This window comes from Mesocryomonas fontinalis (assembly GCF_055730125.2).
This window is the reverse complement of the sequence record NZ_JBUZWG020000003.1, coordinates 351400-369908: the sequence shown is the minus strand read 5'-3', so window position 1 is coordinate 369908 and position 18509 is coordinate 351400. Positions and strand designations below refer to the sequence as shown.

Annotated in this window: 15 protein-coding genes; 8 read left to right on the top strand and 7 right to left on the bottom strand. The window is 65.7% G+C overall.

Features of this window, described 5'->3' with window-relative positions; all coding sequences use genetic code 11:
• The first annotated feature begins 43 nt into the window (after positions 1–43).
• From ACZL02_RS09795 to ACZL02_RS09770, 6 genes are all read left to right on the top strand, one after another.
• On the top strand, positions 44–1288 hold the full coding sequence (locus ACZL02_RS09795) for a CaiB/BaiF CoA transferase family protein (protein ID WP_472937218.1): 1245 nt from the start codon (positions 44–46) through the stop codon (positions 1286–1288).
• A gap of 215 nt (positions 1289–1503) precedes the next feature.
• A complete protein-coding gene (locus tag ACZL02_RS09790) occupies positions 1504–2940 on the top strand; it encodes a UbiA family prenyltransferase (RefSeq protein WP_472937219.1) in 1437 nt (478 codons plus the stop codon).
• Entirely contained in the window at positions 2933–4249 is a 1317-nt protein-coding gene (locus ACZL02_RS09785; protein WP_472937220.1) for an FAD-binding oxidoreductase, read from the top strand. Before ACZL02_RS09790 ends, ACZL02_RS09785 begins: the two co-directional genes overlap by 8 nt.
• Before the next feature lie 239 nt (positions 4250–4488).
• Positions 4489–4917, top strand: a complete 429-nt coding sequence (locus ACZL02_RS09780; RefSeq protein ID WP_472937221.1) for a DMT family transporter — start codon at positions 4489–4491, stop codon at positions 4915–4917.
• Positions 4914–5921, top strand: coding sequence for an NAD-dependent epimerase/dehydratase family protein (locus tag ACZL02_RS09775; RefSeq protein WP_472937222.1), 1008 nt, complete (start codon positions 4914–4916; stop codon positions 5919–5921). Before ACZL02_RS09780 ends, ACZL02_RS09775 begins: the two co-directional genes overlap by 4 nt.
• A 47-nt stretch (positions 5922–5968) precedes the next feature.
• Complete coding sequence (locus tag ACZL02_RS09770; RefSeq protein WP_472938115.1) at positions 5969–7414, top strand: aspartate aminotransferase family protein; 1446 nt, start codon at positions 5969–5971, stop codon at positions 7412–7414.
• Positions 7415–7490: 76 nt separating this feature from the next.
• Here the strand turns inward: ACZL02_RS09770 and ACZL02_RS09765 are convergent, their stop codons facing one another.
• Entirely contained in the window at positions 7491–9215 is a 1725-nt protein-coding gene (locus ACZL02_RS09765) for a hypothetical protein (protein ID WP_472937223.1), read from the bottom strand.
• A 310-nt stretch (positions 9216–9525) separates the two neighbouring features.
• Between ACZL02_RS09765 and ACZL02_RS09760 the strand changes: the two genes are divergently transcribed.
• Positions 9526–10323, top strand: coding sequence for a DUF1194 domain-containing protein (locus ACZL02_RS09760; RefSeq protein WP_472937224.1), 798 nt, complete (start codon positions 9526–9528; stop codon positions 10321–10323).
• 52 nt (positions 10324–10375) lie between these two features.
• Here ACZL02_RS09760 and ACZL02_RS09755 read toward each other — a convergent pair whose 3' ends face one another.
• The gene (locus tag ACZL02_RS09755) at positions 10376–11410 is read right to left on the bottom strand and encodes a GlxA family transcriptional regulator (RefSeq protein ID WP_472937225.1); all 1035 of its coding nucleotides are present in this window, start codon (positions 11408–11410) and stop codon (positions 10376–10378) included.
• Positions 11411–11571: 161 nt separating this feature from the next.
• Positions 11572–11928 (bottom strand): hypothetical protein, encoded by a 357-nt coding sequence (locus tag ACZL02_RS09750; RefSeq protein WP_472937226.1) that lies wholly within the window; start codon positions 11926–11928, stop codon positions 11572–11574.
• 191 nt (positions 11929–12119) lie between these two features.
• On the opposite strand from ACZL02_RS09750, the gene ACZL02_RS09745 reads away from it, so the two are divergent.
• A complete protein-coding gene (locus tag ACZL02_RS09745; protein WP_472934116.1) occupies positions 12120–12266 on the top strand; it encodes an entericidin domain-containing protein in 147 nt (48 codons plus the stop codon).
• Positions 12267–12410: 144 nt separating this feature from the next.
• On the opposite strand, the gene ACZL02_RS09740 is transcribed toward ACZL02_RS09745, so the two are convergent.
• The 4 genes from ACZL02_RS09740 to ACZL02_RS09725 form a co-directional block, all read right to left on the bottom strand.
• A complete protein-coding gene (locus ACZL02_RS09740; RefSeq protein WP_472937227.1) occupies positions 12411–13460 on the bottom strand; it encodes a quaternary amine ABC transporter ATP-binding protein in 1050 nt (349 codons plus the stop codon).
• Positions 13453–14355, bottom strand: coding sequence for an ABC transporter permease (locus tag ACZL02_RS09735; protein ID WP_472937228.1), 903 nt, complete (start codon positions 14353–14355; stop codon positions 13453–13455). Before ACZL02_RS09735 ends, ACZL02_RS09740 begins: the two co-directional genes overlap by 8 nt.
• A 364-nt stretch (positions 14356–14719) precedes the next feature.
• Positions 14720–15721, bottom strand: coding sequence for an ABC transporter substrate-binding protein (locus ACZL02_RS09730; protein ID WP_472937229.1), 1002 nt, complete (start codon positions 15719–15721; stop codon positions 14720–14722).
• 718 nt (positions 15722–16439) lie between these two features.
• Positions 16440–18443: a putative bifunctional diguanylate cyclase/phosphodiesterase gene (locus ACZL02_RS09725; protein ID WP_472937230.1), complete on the bottom strand. Its 2004-nt coding sequence runs from the start codon at positions 18441–18443 to the stop codon at positions 16440–16442.
• Between the last annotated feature and the right edge of the window lie 66 nt (positions 18444–18509).

Below are 18509 nucleotides of genomic sequence, written 5' to 3'. Positions count from 1 at the left end.
TCCGGCGTCCGGCAAGGCGGTATGGCAGCAAGGGAGACGGGGCATGGCGACCAGCGAGACGGGGCCCGTCGGGGCGTTGGCGGGCTTGCGGGTGCTCGACATGTCGCGGATTCTTGCCGGCCCCTGGGTCGGGCAAACGCTCGGCGACCTCGGCGCCGAGGTGATCAAGATCGAGCGGCCGGGCGTCGGCGACGACACCCGCAGCTGGGGCCCGCCTTACGTCCGCAACGCCGCGGGCGAGGAGACCGGGGTCGCCGCCTATTATCTCTGCGCCAACCGCAACAAGAAATCCGTCACCGTCGACATCGCCGCCCCCGAGGGCCAGGCATTGATTCGCCGGCTGGCGGCCGAGGCGGACATCCTGATCGAGAACTTCAAGGTCGGCGGCCTCCGGCAGTACGGCCTCGACTACGAGGCGCTGCGCGCCGTCAACCCGCGGCTGATCTACTGCTCGATCACCGGTTTCGGCCAGACCGGCCCGTATGCCGAGCGGGCGGGCTACGACTTCCTGATCCAGGCGATGGGCGGGCTGATGAGCATCACCGGCGCGCCGGACGGCAGCCCCGGCGGCGAGCCGCAGAAGGTCGGCGTCGCCATCACCGACATCGTCACCGGCCTCTACGCCTCGATCGGGATCCTCGCCGCCGTCAATGCCCGGCACCGGACCGGCGAGGGCCAGCACCTCGACATCTCGCTGCTCGACGCGCAGGTGGCGAGCCTTGCCAACCAGACGATGAACTATCTCGCCACCGGCGTCTCGCCGGTCCGGCTCGGCAACGCCCATCCCAACATCGTGCCCTATCAGAGCTTTCCGACCGAGGACGGGGCGTTGATCGTCGCCGTCGGCAATGACGGCCAGTTCGCCCGGCTCGCCGCCATCCTCGGCCATCCGGAATGGGCGAGCGATCCGCGCTTTGCCAGCAACCGCCAGCGGGTGGGTCACCGTGCCCAGCTGGTGCCGATGATCGCCGCGGTGACGGCGACCGGCCCGACCCGCCGCTGGGTCGCCGCCTGCGAGGCGGTGGGCGTGCCCTGCGGCCCGGTGAACACGATCGCCGACGTGTTCGCAGACCCGCACGTCGTCGAGCGGGGCTTGCGGGTCGACATGGCGCATGCCGAGGCCGGCAGCGTGTCGCTGGTTGCCAGCCCGCTGCGCCTGTCGGAGACGCCGGTGCGCTACGACGCGGCGCCGCCGGCGCTGGGGGCCGATACGCAAGCCGTCCTCGCCGACTGGCTGGGGCTCGACGCCCAAGCGCTCGCCGATCTCGCCACCCGCGGCGTGATCTGAGCGAGCGCTTTGGCGCGTGGGCCGGCGAAGCGCCTCGCGGCATGGCGCCGGGCCCCGCGGGCGTGGCGTTCGTCCCAAAGGCTTATGACTTCCTTCACCATCCCGCTGTATTGACGGGGTTTCAACCGGCCTTCATCTCGGTTCAACCGGTGCGGGTGCAGGCTGCGCGGCGTCGATCAGGGTTCGCCCGACGGCTTGCTGGGGGAGGCACTGGGATGGACGCGCGCCTGATGACACGCCGGTCGATCTACGTCGATCTCGACGGCACGCTGATCAAGAGCGACCTGTTGTGGGAGACCCTCTTCACGCTGGCGCGCCAGCAGCCGGCAGCGCTCCTGCAGCTGCCGTTCTGGCTCCTCAAGGGCAAGGCCTTCCTCAAGGCCGAGATCGCCCGGCGCATCGACTTCGACGCCAGCCAGCTGCCCTATCGGCCCGAGGTTCTCGCCGCCATCACCGAGGCCCGGGATGCCGGCCACCGGGTGGTGCTGGCGACTGCCGCCAACGAGCGGCTGGCCGAGGCGGTGGCCGAGCACCTCGGGATCTTCGACGCCGTGCTGTCGAGCGACGCGGCGGTCAACCTGTCCGCCGAGCGCAAGCTCGCGCGCATCCGCGCCGAGGGCGACATCGACGGCTTCGGCTATATCGGCAATTCGCGCGACGACATCTGCCTGCTCGAGGCCGCCGAAGAGCCGGTGGTGGTGGCGCCCGACCGGGCGGCGGCGGCCTGGCAGAAGAACACCGGCGCAAGGCTCATCGCCGGCGACGACAGCGGCCTCGCCGGCCACTGCGTGAAGGCCATGCGCCCGCACCAGTGGACCAAGAACCTCCTGGTCTTCGTGCCGCTGGTGCTGACGCACGAGTATTTCGACCTCACGATGATGATCGAGGGCGTCACCGCCTTCTTCAGCTTTTCGTTCGCGGCGTCGGCGGTCTACATTCTCAACGACCTGCTCGACCTCGCCTCCGACCGGCGGCACAAGACCAAGCGGAACCGCCCCTTCGCCGCCGGTGCGGTGCCGATCCCGGCCGGACTGCTGCTGGGGCTCGGCCTGATGGCGGCCTCGGTGCTGCTTTCCCTCACGCTCAATCCGTTGTTCCAGCTGGTGCTGTTTGCCTACGTCGTCCTCACCACGCTCTACTCTTTCGCCCTGAAGCGCATGCTGCTGATCGACGTGATCACGCTCGCGACGCTCTACACCGTGCGGATCGTCGCCGGCTCGACGGCCGCCAATGTCGACGGCTCGTTCTGGCTGATGGCGTTCTCGGTGTTCTTCTTCCTGTCGCTGGCGCTGGTGAAGAGGTTTACCGAGCTGCTGGCTTTCGGGGCCGGGGCCGACCGGGCCACCACCGGCCGCGGCTATCGCGACGTCGATCTCGACACGCTGGCGCAGGCCGGCATGGCGTCGGGCTTCGCCTCGGTGATGGTGCTCGCGCTCTACATCGACTCGGTCGAGATCCGCGAGCTCTACGCGCTGCCCTGGATGCTCTGGCCGCTCTGCCCGCTGGTGCTCTACATCATCGTCCGCATCTGGATCCTCGCCCGGCGCAACGAGATGCACGAGGATCCCGTGGTGTTCATCCTGCGAGACTGGCGCAGCCAGATCATGATCGCCGCCGGCGCGGTGATGTTCGTCGCCGCCGCCTATGTCTGATTACGCGAGCTGGGGCAGAGTTTTCGCCGATCGTGGCCGCGCCGCCGTCGCAGCGGAGAAGGGCACTCCATTGCAGGGCGGGGCCGGCAGCCTTCTGCCCTACGGCAACGGCCGCTCCTATGGCGACAGCTGCTTCAACGATGCCGGCACGCTGATCGACAGCCGCCGGCGCAATGCCGTGCTCGCCTTCGATCCGGCGAGCGGGCAGATCGAGGCCGAGGCCGGCATCCTCCTGTCGGAGATCACGCGACACGCCGCGCCGCATGGCTGGTTCCTGCCGGTGACGCCCGGCACGCAGTTCGTGACGCTCGGCGGCGCCATCGCCAACGACGTGCACGGCAAGAACCACCATCGCCGCGGCACCTTCGGGCGCTGGGTACGGCGGCTGCAGCTGCAGCGCTCCGACCGCGGGCAGCTCGACTGTGGCGCCGAGAGCGAGCCCGCACTGTTCGCCGCCACGATCGGCGGCATGGGGCTGACCGGGCTGATCACCACCGCGACGATCCAGTTGATGCGCGTGCCGTCGCTGACCATCGCGCAGACGACCACGCGGTTCGGCGGCCTCACCGACTATTTCGAGATCGCCGAGGCGGCCGACGACCGACACGAATATGCCGTCGCCTGGATCGACACGATGAGCCGCGGCGCGGCTTTCGGGCGCGGCCATCTTCTCGCCGGCGATCATGCCGAGACCGGCGCGCAGGACGGCGTTGCGCGCCCGCCCATCGCCACCGTGCCGCTGACGCCGCCGATCAGCCCCTTGCGCGGTCTGGCGCTGAAGGCCTTCAACGAACTCGTCTACCGCAAGGCTCCGGCCGGGACGAGCCGCAGCGAAGTCCGGTTTGACAGCTTCTTCTACCCGCTCGACCGGGTCGGCCGCTGGAACCGGCTGTACGGTCCGAAAGGGCTGTTCCAGCACCAGAGCTTCGTTCCCTATGGCGATGCCGAGGCGGTGGTGCGCGCCTTGCTGTCCTGCGCCCGTGCGCACGGCCAAGGCTCGTTCCTGACAGTGCTGAAGCGTTTTGGGGATCTGGCGAGTCCCGGTCTCCTGTCGTTTCCAATGCCTGGCTACACGCTGACGCTCGACTTCCCTCACCTCGGCGACAGGACGCTGAGACTGATGGCCGACCTCGACCGGTTGACCATCGCAGCCGGCGGGCGCGTCAATCCCTACAAGGATGCCCGCATGTCGGCAGAGACTTTCGCCGCATCGTTTCCGGGCTGGCGCGCCCTCGAGGCGCAGCGCGACCCGGCGATCATCTCGGACTTCTGGCGGCGGACGGCAGGGCGTCTCGGCGCTACGGGGTAGACAAGACGACATGCCGGCGTCGGTAGGAGTTTCTTCACCGTGCCGACGGATTGCCGTTCCCCGCCGGACGGGGGAGGCAAGCGGTTTAACCTCCCGGACTCCCGGGCCTGATAAGCCGAAGAAAGCAAATGGTCCCGGTGGAGGGATTTGATCCTCCGACGAGACACCACCGGTCCTAGCGGAAGGGACCGACATCGCCGGCGCGACCGCCAGGATGCGACCGCCAAGACGAGGGCCGAATGACGAAGTACATCCCCTTCATCCTCTTCACGGTGCTGACCAACGCCGCGGCGCAGGTCTCGCTGAAATACGGCATGATGCAGCTGGGCACGCTGAGCTTTGCCGGCACGAACCCTCTGCTGAAACTCTTGCAGATCGTCTTCAGCCCGTTCGTCTTCATCGGCCTCTGCATCTTCGTCATCTCAATGGCCTCGCACCTCTTCGTCCTGTCGAAGGTCGAGCTCTCCTTCGCCTATCCCTTCCTGTCGCTGGCCTATGTCGTTGTCGCCGTCATCGCCTATTTCCTCTTCCACGAGAATCTCAACGCCCTGCGCATCGGCGGGATCGCGCTGATCTGCGTCGGCACCGTCCTGATCGCCCAAGGCGGCACCACGGTGCATGGAGAGACCGACGACGCCACTTTGTCGAACCCGGAGCTGAAACCATGAAGCATGTGATCTTCGGCGGCGACGGCTTCGTCGGTCGCCATCTTGCGGAGAAGCTGGTCGCGGACGGCGAGGAGGTGGTGGTCGCCGACATCGTGCGCAGCGACCTGCCGCATTACGCCAAGGTGCGTTACATCCACGCGGACGTGACCGATCCCGCAGCGGTGCGCGCCGTCCCGATGCAGCCGGGCGACCAGGTCTACAACCTGTCGGCCAAGATGCTGTCGCCGATCCAGGTCCGCGCCAAGCGCCACGACTTCTTCTTTCCGGTGAACTACACCGGCACGCAGCACATCATGGAGGCGATGGATGCGGCGGGGGCAACGAAGCTTGTCCACTTCACCACCGACATGATCTACGGCCACACCAAGGTTTTCCCGATGACCGAGGAGCATCCGGTCGAGCCGCTCGGCGAATACGGCCTGTCGAAATGGCGGACCGAGGAGCTCGCCGTCGAATGGCGCCAGCGCGGTCTCGACATCGCGCTGTTCAGGCCACGGCTGATCATCGGACCTGGGCGTCTCGGCATTCTGGAGAAGCTGTTCAAGCTCATCGATGCGAACCTTCCGGTGCCGATGATCGGCTCGGGGCGGAACCCCTATCAGTTCATCTCGGTGTTCGACTGCGCGGAGGCCGCGCGCCTCGCCTGGAAGGCGGGGACGCCGAACGAGGCGTACAATCTCGGCTCGCTCAACCCGCCGCCGGTGAAGAAGCTTCTCGGCGATCTCGTGCGGCATGCCGGCTCGAAATCGATCCTTCTGCCGACGCCGGCCTGGGCGGTGAAGAAGACGCTCGATTTCCTCGATCTCCTCAACATGCCGCTGATGGACCCCGAGCAGTACCTGATCGCCGACGAGAACTGCGTGCTCGACGTCGGCAAGGGGGCCCGGCAGCTCGGCTGGGTGCCGCAGTACCGCGACGAGGACATGCTGATCGCCGCCTACAGCGAATATCGGGCGAAGAAGGAGGGCAGATCCGCCCCTGCCTTCGCCGAAGCCGCGGAATAAGGAGAGTGACCATGCTCGATCGTCCCTCGGTGCCTGCCCCGACGCTCATGCCGTCTAGCCTCGCCATGGCCGCGGAGGCGCCCGTGCGCCGCGGGCCCGCCAAGCCGCCGATGCTCACCGTCGCCGATGCCAAAGCGCTCGACATCGGCACCATGGCCGACCTCTTCAAGGACCACATCAACCCCGGCCAGTTCCACTTCATGAAGCTGCTCGGCTTCCACAAGGTGAAAATCGAGCGTGCCGAGGGCATGTACTACATCGACCAGAACGGCCGGAAGATCCTCGACTTCTTCGGCGGCTTCGGCTCGCTCGCCTTCGGCCACAACCACCCGCGGATACTTGCCGCTCGCCAGCAGTTCCAGGACGAGAAGCGGCACGAGATCGCCATCGCCTTCCTGTCGCAATATGCCGCGGCGCTGTCGAAGAACCTCGCCTCGGTCAGCCCCGGCGATCTCGACATGGTGTTCCTCGGCTCGTCCGGCTCGGAAGCGATGGAGGCGGCGATCAAGGTCGCCGAGCGCGCGTCTGGCCGCAAGAACTGCAAGATCGTCCACGCCGAGAATTCCTTCCACGGCAAGACCAAGGGCGTGCTCTCGATCACCGACAGCCCGCTCTACCAGGGCGAGTTCAAGCTGGTCGACAACCGCTACAAGGTGCCTTTCGGCGATCTCGAGGCGCTGACGGCCTGCGTCGCCAGCGATCCAGACATCGGCGTCGTGGTGCTGGAGACTGTGCAGGGCGGCGGCGGCATCATCGAGGCCACCACCGACTACTGGCACGGCGTGCGCGCACTCTGCGACAAGCACAAGGTGATGTGGGTCGCCGACGAGGTCCAGTGCGGCTACGGGCGTACCGGGCGCTTCTACGCTTTCGAGCACCACGGCGTGATCCCCGACGTCACCGCGCTCGCCAAGAGTTTCGGCGGCGGCAAGGCGGCGATGGCGGCGATGATCGCCCGGCGCGAGGTCTACATGAAGGCCTATGGCACGCCGAAGACCGCGATGATCCACGCCGCCGCGACCTTCGGCGGCATCGGCGAGGGCTGCGTCACCGCCATCGAGGCGCTGAACACGCTCTACGACGAGGACCTGATCGGCAATTCCGCCGAGGTCGGCGACTACCTCATCAAGCGCCTGCAGGTCATCCGCCAGCGCTATCCGAGCCTGATCAAGGAGGTCCGCGGTCGCGGCCTGATGGTCGGCATCGAGTTCCACGACTTTTCGCGCACGCTGCCGATGGCTTTGCGGCCGGTGGTAGCGATCCTCGACGACAAGCTGAAGGGCTCGCTGTCCGGCTTCATCGGCGCGCTGATGCTGCGCGACTACGACGTCCTCGTCGCCTTCACCGAGTACAACCGCAACGTCATCCGGCTGGAGCCGCCGCTGATCTGCACGACGGAGAACGTCGACCAGTTCTGCGACGCGCTCGACGACCTCCTCGACCGCGGCATCGTCTCGATCGTCAAGGACTTCATCAAGGCGCAGATGAGCTGAGCCGGCAGTCACAAACGCAGAAGGCCGGACATGTCGTCCGGCCTTCTGCGTTTCGGGACCTCGTTCTTGCTTGGGGTCAGCGTGGCGGGAGCAGCCCGCCGCGGACATAGGCGTCCCAGCAAGGCGACAGCCGGATCTGGCGATGGCCCGTCAGCCCCGGCGCATAGAGCTTCAAGAGCAGCTGGTTGGCGTTCGTCACCGGGCAGAGCGGATAGAGCACGAGGTCGGTCCCCGCGACCGAGCCGAGCACCGCGCCATCGGGATCCGGCACCGCGCGGAACGGGTCGGCGCCGATGGCGATGTGCCGCGGGGCGGTTCGGTCGAGCAGCCAGGGGAAGGGATTGACGAAATTGAGGCTCATCACGGTCTCGAAGCGGACGCCGTTCGCCGCCTCATAGGCCTTCACCGCGCCGACCGCTTCGTCGACCGCCCTCAGCCAGGTGATCTGGAAGTCCGGCTCGGTGTAGAGCGCAAAGCCCGGCAGTTCGCCCGCGTCCGCGATGAAGTTCCAGGTCTCGGGAAAACGCCGGTAGGCATCGAGCATCGTCGACGAGCGCTGCAGCATTTCCGGCCGCTGCGACACGGCGCCGAGCGTCTGGAGATGCTGGTGGTCGAGCACCTCATACTTGGCCTGTCCGATAAAGGCGCGTGCGCTGCGCTGCAGGATGTCGAGCGCCGTCGGCAGCGTCGAGGCGGCGACGAGGCCGAGCACCAGCATGCGATAGCGCGCCTTCGGACGATCCGCCCGCAGGAGAAGGGCGAGCAGCATCGGCCAGACGAAGATGAAGGCCTGGCCCCCGGTGTTCTGCGTCTCGACGAACAGACCGGCAAGCACCGCGACGCCAAGCCAGGCGGCGTCGTGGTCGAGGAGGGCGGCGAGCGTGGCGGGGCGTGGTCGCCCGATGAGCGCCCGGGTCGCGGCAAGCAAGGCTTCGCGATCGCGCCAGGCCAGCACAGCGGTCAGCGCCACCAGCGGCGCGAAGGCGATGAAATGGATCGAGGCCGCCTGCAGGAAACGCGGCAACAGGCTGCCCTCGTTCTTGGCGAGGAGCTGCAGGATGTCGCCGAGATAGGCGGAGACGAGCCCGAAACCGAGCTCCAGCACTGCCAGACCGGCAAGGCAGATGAGCGCTGAGATCACCGCCGTGCGCAGGGCAATCCGGCCCGCGGCGAGGGCGAAGGCGCAGAGGCCGAGCGCGGCGATGACGCCCGTCACCTTCACCAGAAACAACGCCAGCACCGTCCCGGCCATCACCACGGCCATGGACGCCTTTCGCTGGGTGAAGACGAGGGCGGCTGCGAGCACATAGAGCAGTTGGCAGACCTGGCGATTGTAGATGCCAAAGCCATCGACGCCGGGATAGGCGTAGTATTCCTCGACGTTGAACGGCAGGACCGAGAAGGCGAGGAAAGGGATCAGCAGGGCGAGGGCAGTTTTTCTCGAGCGCCGGTCGACGTCGTGGAGCACCAGCGCCATCAGCGGCACCGAGACCAGCAGCAGCGACCATTGCGCCAAGAGCAGCGGTTGCGCCTCGGGAAACAGCTTGATGAGGCCGGCGAACAGGTAGTAGCCGAGCGGCCCTACCGGCGTGAAGAAATCGATCGCCGGGATCTGACCGGAGAAGATCCGGTTCGCCGCGTCGAAGTAGATGAAGAGGTCCCAGTAGAACGGGCCGATCGGCAATGTCAGGCTGATCGTCAGCAGGCCGATCAGGACAAGGCAGGCGAGGCCAAGCCAGAGCAGCGGCGAGCCAAGGCGCGATCGCGGCGAGGGAAGCTCGGCGGTAGAGAACTGCGCCAACGGATCTATCCTGCGGTGGGTGCGTCCGACCGACAATGCTTTCAGAGGGTTAAGGAAGTCGTGTCCGAACGGCTTGATCTCGGTAGACAGGCGACGATCCGACCGAATGATGTCCTCAGTGCCGGTTGTTCCTGTCGACACCGGTACATCGAGGCCCGGCGGCGGCCGCGAAGGGGGGGTACTACGCAGTTTCATTTCATTGACGGAGTTGTGAGTTGTCGGCGCGGCGCATCACGGCGACGCTCGCACCATGCGCAAACGTGCCGGCCCAGGGCTTTGCAGGTTTATTCTCGTCATCTTGCTGGGCGGGATGTGCGCGGTGCCGGCCACGGCGGCTGATACCCTCAGCGAAACACCCGTCGATGTCGAACTGGTGCTCGCGGTCGATGTGTCCTGGTCGATGGACCTCTACGAGCAGCGCCTTCAGCGCGATGGCTATGTCGCCGCCTTCCGCAGTCCGGAGGTGCAGCGCGCCATCCTCGAGGGCGGCCATGGCAAGGTCGCGGTCACCTATGTCGAGTGGGCCGGCGCATTCTCGCAGGCCGTCGTCGTGCCGTGGATGCTGGTTGATTCCAAGGCTACCGCCGATGGCTTCGCCTATCGCCTTGCCAATGATGAGCCGATGCGCGAGCGGCGGACCTCCATCGCCGCAGCGATCGATTTCTCCGCCGGCCTGTTCGACGGCAACGGCTTTGCCGGCATTCGCCGGGTGATCGACGTTTCCGGAGACGGGCCGAACAACCAGGGCCGCGCCGTCACCGCCTCCCGCGATGCCGCAGCTGCCCGGGGGATCACCATCAACGGCCTGCCGCTGATGACGAAAGCCGATGGCGCGGGGTCGTGGGGGTCGATCCCCGATCTCGACCGCTACTATGCCGACTGCGTCATCGACGGTCCCGGCGGGTTCGTCATCCCGGTCAATGACTGGTCGCAGTTTCCGGATGCGCTCCGCCGAAAGCTGGTGCTGGAACTTGCCGGCGGCTGGCCACCGCCGCCGTCGCCTCCGAAGCGCCTCGTCGTTCCCGTCGATGACCGGAAAGGCGCCGACTGTCTCGCCGGCGAACGGCAATGGGACCAGCGACAGCAGCGCAGCTTCGACGACCGCTGATCAGCGCCTCGCAGAAGGAAGGTGGAACCGGGGAGCGCCCCGCCAGGGCCGGTCAGGCGTGCGCCGGCACAGCCGAATTGACCGCCGCCCGGGCGGCACGCTCCTGCTGGGGTGAGCGGCCATAGAGTTCGCGGTAGCATTTCGAGAAGTGCGACGCCGAGACGAAACCAGAGGCGACGGCGATCTCGACGATCGGCAAGGCCGACTGCAGCAGCAGGTGACGCGCCCGGTCGAGCCGGATCTCGAGGTAATAGCGCGCTGGGGAGCGGCCCATCTCCTTGTCGAACAGCCGTTCGACCTGACGGCGCGACAGCGAGATACGGCGGGAAATCTCGACCAGCGACAGCGGCTCGCCGAGATTGGCCTCCATGATCTCGATGATCGCCAGGACCTTCGAATGCTGCACGCCGAGTCGGGCCCGCAGCGGCAGCCGCTGCCGGTCATGGCTGGCGCGCACCCTGTCGGTCAGCGCCTGCTCGCAGACCCGGTTGACGAGGTCGTCGCCGTGGTCCTCGCCGATCAGCGCCAGCATCATGTCGAGCGCCGCCGTGCCGCCGGCGCAGGTAAAGATGTTGTGGTCGATCTCGAACAGGTCGGCATGCACGTCGGCCCGCGGAAACGCTTCCGAGAACCCTGGCAGGTTCTCCCAGTGGATGGCGCATCGGCGTTCGGCGAGGAGGCCGGCGCGGGCGAGGATCCAGGCGCCGGTGCAGAGGCCGCCGACGGAGATGCCACGCTGATGCGTCTCGCGGAGATAGGCGAAGCTGGCCTTGTCGCAGAAATCCTCGACGAACACGCCGGAGCAGACGAAGACCATGGACGGCTTGCGGTCGTTCAGGAGCGCCCGCCGTTCTTCTTCCACCGAACCGCCGACGGAGATTTCCACTCCGTTCGACGCAAAGATCGATTTGCCCGTCGGCGAGGCCAGCCGCCATCGATAGGCCTCGTGACCGAGCAGGCGGTTGGCAATCCGCAAGGGCTCGATCGCCGTCGCGAAGGCAATCATCGAAAAGTTGGGAACGAGCAGGAAAACCAGGCTGCGTTTCAGCTGTTTCTCTGGAGGAATGCGCACGGGAACCTGGAGCATTTTGTCTCGACAGGCGGCCAAGTGCCGCCGCGTCAAATTGCGCGTTTCCGGCGTCGCTTTCAAGTCAATTACGAAGGTTTCTAAACTGCCGCACTTTGCTGCAGTGCACGCTAAATCATTGATCAGTCTGCCGTTTGCCTGAGCAGTCCGGCAGCCGTCCCTCAGCGCTTCGGCAGGCGGCTCAGGCGGGCGTGGTTGGCCTTGGCCCGCTTCGCATAAGGCTTCAGTCCGGCGGCAAGAACAGTGTCGGCGTCGTCCTCGTTGCGGCGCACGATCCCGGTCATCGCCGATGTCGCGGTCTCCAGGACAATGGTCGCCATCGCCATCTGCATGGCCAACGCGCTCTCGCCCATCGCTGCGAACTTTTCGGTGACCATCTGGGTCGCCTCGCGGTTGGACTTCGCCGTCGGCTGGCCTGCCGACCACCACATGTCCGTCAGCCGGGTCGCAATGACAAAGGGCGATGCCGCAACCAGCGTCGCGATCTCGGCGTTTGTCTTGGAAATGCCATGGGTCATGCCGCTGTGTCCTCGGACTGGCTTGCTGGCATGTCAACGTGTGGATGCCAGCCGCGTTCTACAGCTCGAAAGTTTATTTCGACTGGCGAACGATAGCGCATGACAGTTCAGCTAACAAATCGTAACGCTGGAGGAACCAAGCCGTGAGCTTGCCGTTTTTCTGCCGCATCGTTTCAATGGAGAGCGTCCCCATGTCCAACCGTCTTGCCGCCGTCGCCGTCATTCTTGCCGCCGCGCTCACCATGTCCGCTTGCGCGAACACCGTCCGCGGTGTCGGTCGCGACGTTGGAAACACGGTTGACGCGACCGGCGCAGCAGCGAACGACATCGCGCGCTAAACCCAGCTTCAAGCTGAACGAAAAAGGCCCGACGCAAGTCGGGCCTTTTTCGTTTGTGGTCGAATGATTGAGTTCTCTTGCGACCCGTGAGCCTCGGAAATTTAGGCTTCCGGTCAGTGTAGAATCCGCGAAAGCGTGAGCCCGTCAATGCGGGTGATGCGGGCCGGGCGCCGACGGGTTGACCATCGCCGCCATGATCCCGCGGATCGTCAGCCCGCCCAGCAGGCTGCCCTTCGCGCAGACGACATGGGCCGTATCGCTGCCGCTGTCGTTCATCAGCCGGGCGGCCTCCTCGATGATCGTGCCCTCGCGGACCGCCGGTCCGGTTGGCGCTGCGCCGTTGCTGGCCTGCATGATGGTCTGCACCTCGATGACCCGGCCGCGGTTCACCTCGCGGACGAAGGAGGTGATGTAGTCGTCGGCCGGATGCAGCACGATCTCTTCGCCGGTGCCTTGCTGGACGATCTCGCCATCGCGCAGGATGGCGATGCGGTCTCCCAGCCGGAGCGCCTCGTCGAGATCATGGGTGATGAAGACGATGGTCTTCTGCAGTTCCTCCTGCAGGCCAAGTAGAACCGACTGCATGTCGCCGCGGATCAGCGGATCGAGCGCCGAGAAGGCCTCGTCCATCAAGAGGATGTCGGCGTCTGTCGCCAGCGCGCGGGCGAGGCCGACGCGTTGCTGCATGCCGCCGGACAGCGCCGCGGGATAGCGGCTCTCGTAGCCCGAAAGTCCGACGCGGTCGATCCAGCGGGCCGCGGCGGCTTTCTGCTTCGTCGCCGAGACGCCCTGAATGGCGAGGCCGTAGGTGACGTTGTCGAGGATCGTCTTGTGCGGAAGCAGCGCGAAGCGCTGGAACACCATCGAGATCTTGTGGCGCCGGAAATCCTGCAACCGTTTGGGCGGCATCGCCAGTACGTCCTCGCCACCGATGACGATCTCGCCCGAGGTCGGCTCGATCAGCCGGTTGATGTGGCGGATCAGCGTCGACTTGCCGGAGCCGGACAGGCCCATCACCACCTGGATCCCGCCTTTCGGCATGTCGATGTTGATGTCTTTGAGGCCGAGCACGTGCTGGTGCTTCTGCATCAGCTCGGTCTTGCTCATGCCGGCCTTCACCTCTTCGACCAGCCGCTTGTCGTTGGCGCCGAAGAGCTTGTAGAGCGAGCGGATGCGGATGGCGACGTCATCCATGGGCGATCTCCCGGTGGCGCTGCAGCCGTTTGCCATAGGCCTGGCTGGCGCGGTCGAAGATGATGGCGATGGCGACGATCGCGAGGCCGTTCATCACCCCTTGCGCGAAATACTGGTTGGTGATCGCCTGCAGCACCGGCTGTCCGAGGCCGCGCACGCCGATCAGCGAGGCGACGACGACCATTGCCAGCGCCATCATGATGGTCTGGTTGATGCCGGCCATGATCGTCGGCAGCGACAGCGGCAGCTGCACCCCGACAAGCCGCTGCCAGCTGGAGGAGCCGAAGGCATCGGCGGCTTCCATCACCTCCTTGTCGACCAGGCGGATGCCGAGATTGGTCAGCCGGATGATCGGCGGCATGGCGTAGATCACCACGACGATCAGGCCGGGGATGAGGCCGATGCCCAGCAGCATGACGATCGGGATGAGGTAGACGAAGGAGGGCATCGTCTGCATCACGTCGAGGATCGGCGAGAGGATGGCCTGCACCCGGTCGGAGCGCGACATCGCGATGCCGATCGGCAGGCCGATGACGATCGACAGCAGCGTGCAGACGATGATGATCGAGAGCGTGCGCATCGTGTCCTCCCACATGCCGAACAGGCCGATGAGGAACATGGCGACCACGGTGCCGACGGTGATCGCAGTCGAGCGGCTGGCGAGCCAGACGATGGCGGTGAGGGCGGCGAGGACGATCCACCAGGGCGTCGACAGCAGCAGGCTCTCGAACCAGAGCAGGAAGTCCAGCAGCGGTCGGAAGAGGGCTTCGATCGAGTCCCCCCAGGTCCGCGAGAAGGCCTTGTAGCCGAGATCGATGCTCCGGGTCGCCTCGCGCAGCACGCTGCGCTTGATCTCGGGGAATTCGACGAGCCAGTTGGGCAGAAACTCCGTCAAGGGCTTACCTCTGTTTTCGGAGGGAAAGGCGGCCGCGCGGCGAGCCGCGAGGCCGAGATAGGGCGCCGGGTCAAAGCCGGCGCCAGTTGGGTGTCCGTCAGCTCGGTGCGTACCCAGGTCGCGAAATGTCTGGATCCGCGGTGCGTAAATCCAGCTGCACCAGTTCGAAGGCTTTTACAGGCAGCGGTCTCACGGCGCAGTGCGTGCCTTCGCGCGTCGTGGATTGCTCCGACCCTCCCCGCCACAATCCCCCGATTTTGGGAAGAGGCCGGGGAGGGCCCTCCGGCCGGGTGCCGTCCTCCCATCATGGGAAGCGGCTTCGGCCGGAGGGCTGAACTTCCGCGCTAAGAAGAACTTCGGCGCTCTAGAGGGCGGCCTTGACCTTTTCGGCAACGTCGGCCGGGACCCATTTCGACCAGATCTCGGGCTGCGTCTCCAGGAAATGGGCGGCTGTATCCTCGCCGTTCGCCTGGTTCGCTTCCTTCCAGGCCAGCAGCTTGTTGACGACGTCGTTGCTCCAGCCGCGCGTCTTCAGGTATTCGGCGGCGCCCGTCGACTGCTTGGCGACGGCGGGCGTCAGCATGGTGAAGACCTCGCTTTTCGTCCACGCGTTGACCTTCGGGTCCGGGCAGTCGGCGACGGAAGTGCAGCGCTTCCATTCGGCCTCGTCGAACTTGGTGTCGAAGCCTAGCTGGGTCATGTCGTACTTGCCGAGAATGGCGGTGGGGGCCCAGTAGTAGCCGAGCCAGGGCTTCTGGCCCTCGTAGGCCTTGGCGATCGAGCCGTCGAGGCCGGCGCCCGAGCCGGTGTCGACCAGCGTGAAGCCCTTCTTGTCGCCCTCATAGGCCTTGTAGAACTGGGTCGTCGTCACCTGGCAGCCCCAACCAGACGGGCAGTTGATGACGGCGCCCTTGGACGGATCCTCGGCCGAGGGGAACAGCTCGGGATGCGCCATCGCGTCCTGGATCGTCTTGATCTCGGGGTGTGCCTTAGCGAAATAGGTCGGGACCCACCAGCCCTCGACGCCGCCATCGGTCAGCGCCTCGGCGCCGTAGACGACCCGGCCTTCCTTGACCGCGGCGTCGATCTGGTCGCGGAACTGGTTGACCCACATTTCCGGCGCGACGTCGGGCTGGCCCTTTTCGGTCATCGACGAGAAGGTCGGCATGGTGTCGCCCGGAACCTGCTCGGCGTCGCAGCCATAGCCCTTCTCAAGAATGAACTGGTCGATCGCGGCGAGCACCTCGGCGGAAGCCCAGTTCATTAGCGAAATCGTGATCTTGCCGCAGCTCTCCTGCGCGGAGGCGGTGCCAGCGCCGCCGAAGAGGGCAGCAGCCAGAATGGTCGAGGCGAGCAGCTTATTCATATCGTACCCTTTGCAAGTCGTGAAACAGTAATCGATGCACAGCGAAGGTCATCGAAACCCCATCCGTTAATAGATGGTGGCTTCCGAGGGAGGGCGGAACGCGCGGAGACTGCCGCAATTTAGCTGCAATCAAGGCTAGCGCGTTGTTGAAATGATTCCAAACGCTTTTTTCGGTCGGCGGCGAGGGGCTCAACCTATGGCGCGATCGCCATCCGGCAACCATTACCGATCACGACTGTACGCCATCTGGTCGTATAGCGTCAGGATTGTCCTCCTCATCCACAGGAGATGGGCTTTTCGACCGGACAGGCGGTCATCCCGCGCCGTCCTGCGGCGCAAATCGGCCATTGGAAAGCCATCATCGCCGTCCGGCCGTTAGCGCCACGGTAACGAGTGCAGGCCCATAAGAGGGGCGCGACGGCGTCGCCCAAGCCCCGGAACTGGTACCGCGTACCGGGGCGGACGACGCCGATGACCTCCAGTCGTGTCGCCCGATAGAAAAGCCGCGTCGCCCATAGAGCGACGCGGCTTTTCCGTTTGCGGCGGTGGACCGAACTGGCGGAGCGACGCTGCAGCTGCTGCAGACACGCATGACGCCCTCCGGCGCCATACGCTGCAGCACATGCGCGCTATGATCCCTGCGGAATACGTTGATGCGTGGCGCGGATGGTCGCGTCGCGCGCTGCGTCCGGCTAGTCGGCGCGGTGTGCCCTTGTGCTTAGAGCCCGGCGGTCAGCGATGGCGCCGGGGCATTTGGGCGCCCGGCGGCGATATCCTCGACGGCGCGCGTCTTGTACTGGCTGAGGAGTTCCGCCGCGACGCGATCGGCCGGCATCGGCTTGCCGTAGTAGTAGCCCTGGATCTGGTCGCAGCCGAGTTCGTCCAGCAGCGCGACCTGCGCCTCCGTCTCCACGCCCTCTGCGGTGACCTTCATCTGCATGTGATGGGCCAGCGAGACGATGGTGCCGAGGATGGCGCGCACGTTGAGTTCGCCGGACTCGAAGGCGACCATGAAGGACTGGTCGATCTTCAGCTTGTCGAAGGGGAAGCGCCAGAGGTAGCCGAGCGAGGAGTAGCCGGTTCCGAAATCGTCCATGTCGATGGAAACGCCGAGCGCCTTCAGTTCCTTCAGCTGCTTCAGGATGTCGTCCGAGCGCTCGAGCAGCAAGGATTCGACGACCTCGATCTCCATCCGCCGGCCGTCGACGCCGGCTGCCTTCAGCGCATCGTCGATGATGCCGACGAGGTCGCCGTCGCGGAACTGCACGGCGGAGAGGTTGACCGAGACGAAGAGGTGTTCGGGCCAGAGCGCGATCTGTTGCGCCGCCTTGCGGATCACCCAGGTGCCGATTTCCTTGATGAAGCCGCGGCTCTCGGCGATCGGCACGAAGACCGACGGTGAAATATAGCCCCCGGCCGGATCCGGCATCCGCAGCAGGGCCTCGAATCCCAGCAGTGCGGCGCCGCGCCCGCTGACGATCGGCTGGTAGAAGAGCTCGAACCCATCGTTCGCAACAGCCTCGCGGACCATCGCCTCGATCTGCCGGCGACGGTGCACGTCCTCGTCCATGTGCGGCTCGAACAGCGTGAAGTCGCCCGTCTGTGCGGTCTTGTGGTGCAGCAAGGCAAGCTCGGCGTGCTTGGTCAGGTCGCCGAAATTGCGCCCGTCGGCGGGCATCATGGCGACGCCGATCGAGATGCTCGGCCGAATGATCTGACCGTTCAGCTCGATCGGCTCTGCCACCGCCAGCTTGATCTTGCGGGCCAGATCGGCGACGTCCTCGGCGCTGACGATCCGCCGCCGCAAGAGAACGAAGTCGTCGGCGCCGATCCGCGCGAGAAGGTCGATCCGGTCGACGACGGACTTCAGCCGGCTGGCGACGACTTTCAGCAGTTCATCGCCTTGTGCCTGTCCGAGCCCGTCGTTGATATCGGCCAGCCCGTCGATGTCGATGAACAGGAACGCCATGTGCTCGCGCGTCGCCCGCGCGGTCGACAGGACCCGCTCGGTCTCCTCCTGCATCCGCGTCCGGTTGTAGAGATGCGTCAGTGCGTCGTGGTTGGCCAGAAAGGCGATGCGGTCATCGGCCTGGATGATCTTGCGGTGGCGGCGGAAGTAGATGAGCGAGGGGATGCCTGTCGCAGTCAGCAGCAGAAGCAGCATGGCGAGCGACGCGTCGGTGAGCGTCGTCGTATAATTGGAACGATCGTCGATCATGTCGGCGACGACCGAGAGATAGCCGATCGTCGTCCCGCCGCGCTGCAGCGGTGTCAGGACCGACGGATTGGTCTGCCCGTCATCGTAGACGATCTGCCAGTCGCCGGAGCGCTGCAGGACAGGATCGGCCAGACGGTCGCCGGTGCTGATGCCGCCCGCACGATCCCGCAGCAGCCATTTGTAGCGTTCGGACCGGGTCCGGAAGATTTCCTGCCCGGAACGGTCGAAGATCGCGAAGCTGTCGATGTCGGCAAGGTTGGCCACCGTGCGGATCTTCGTTTCCGCGTCCGGGTCGCGCGAGATGCCGGTGAGGAAGGCATCGAGATTGCCCTCATCCGACATCAACAGCTCGGCGAACCTCTGTCCCTTGGCCTTCATCTCCAATTCGACAAGGCTGCCGATCGTGCCGCCGCCAATAGAGAGCACGCCGAAGACCACGACGGCCGCAAAAACCATGCCGCCCGCGATCGTCGCCCAATATCGTCTTACGGTGATCAGCATCATTCGTTCGATCGTTGCATCGGCAGGCAATCTATAAGCTGAAGGTAAAGATTTAGGCTGATGGCCCGC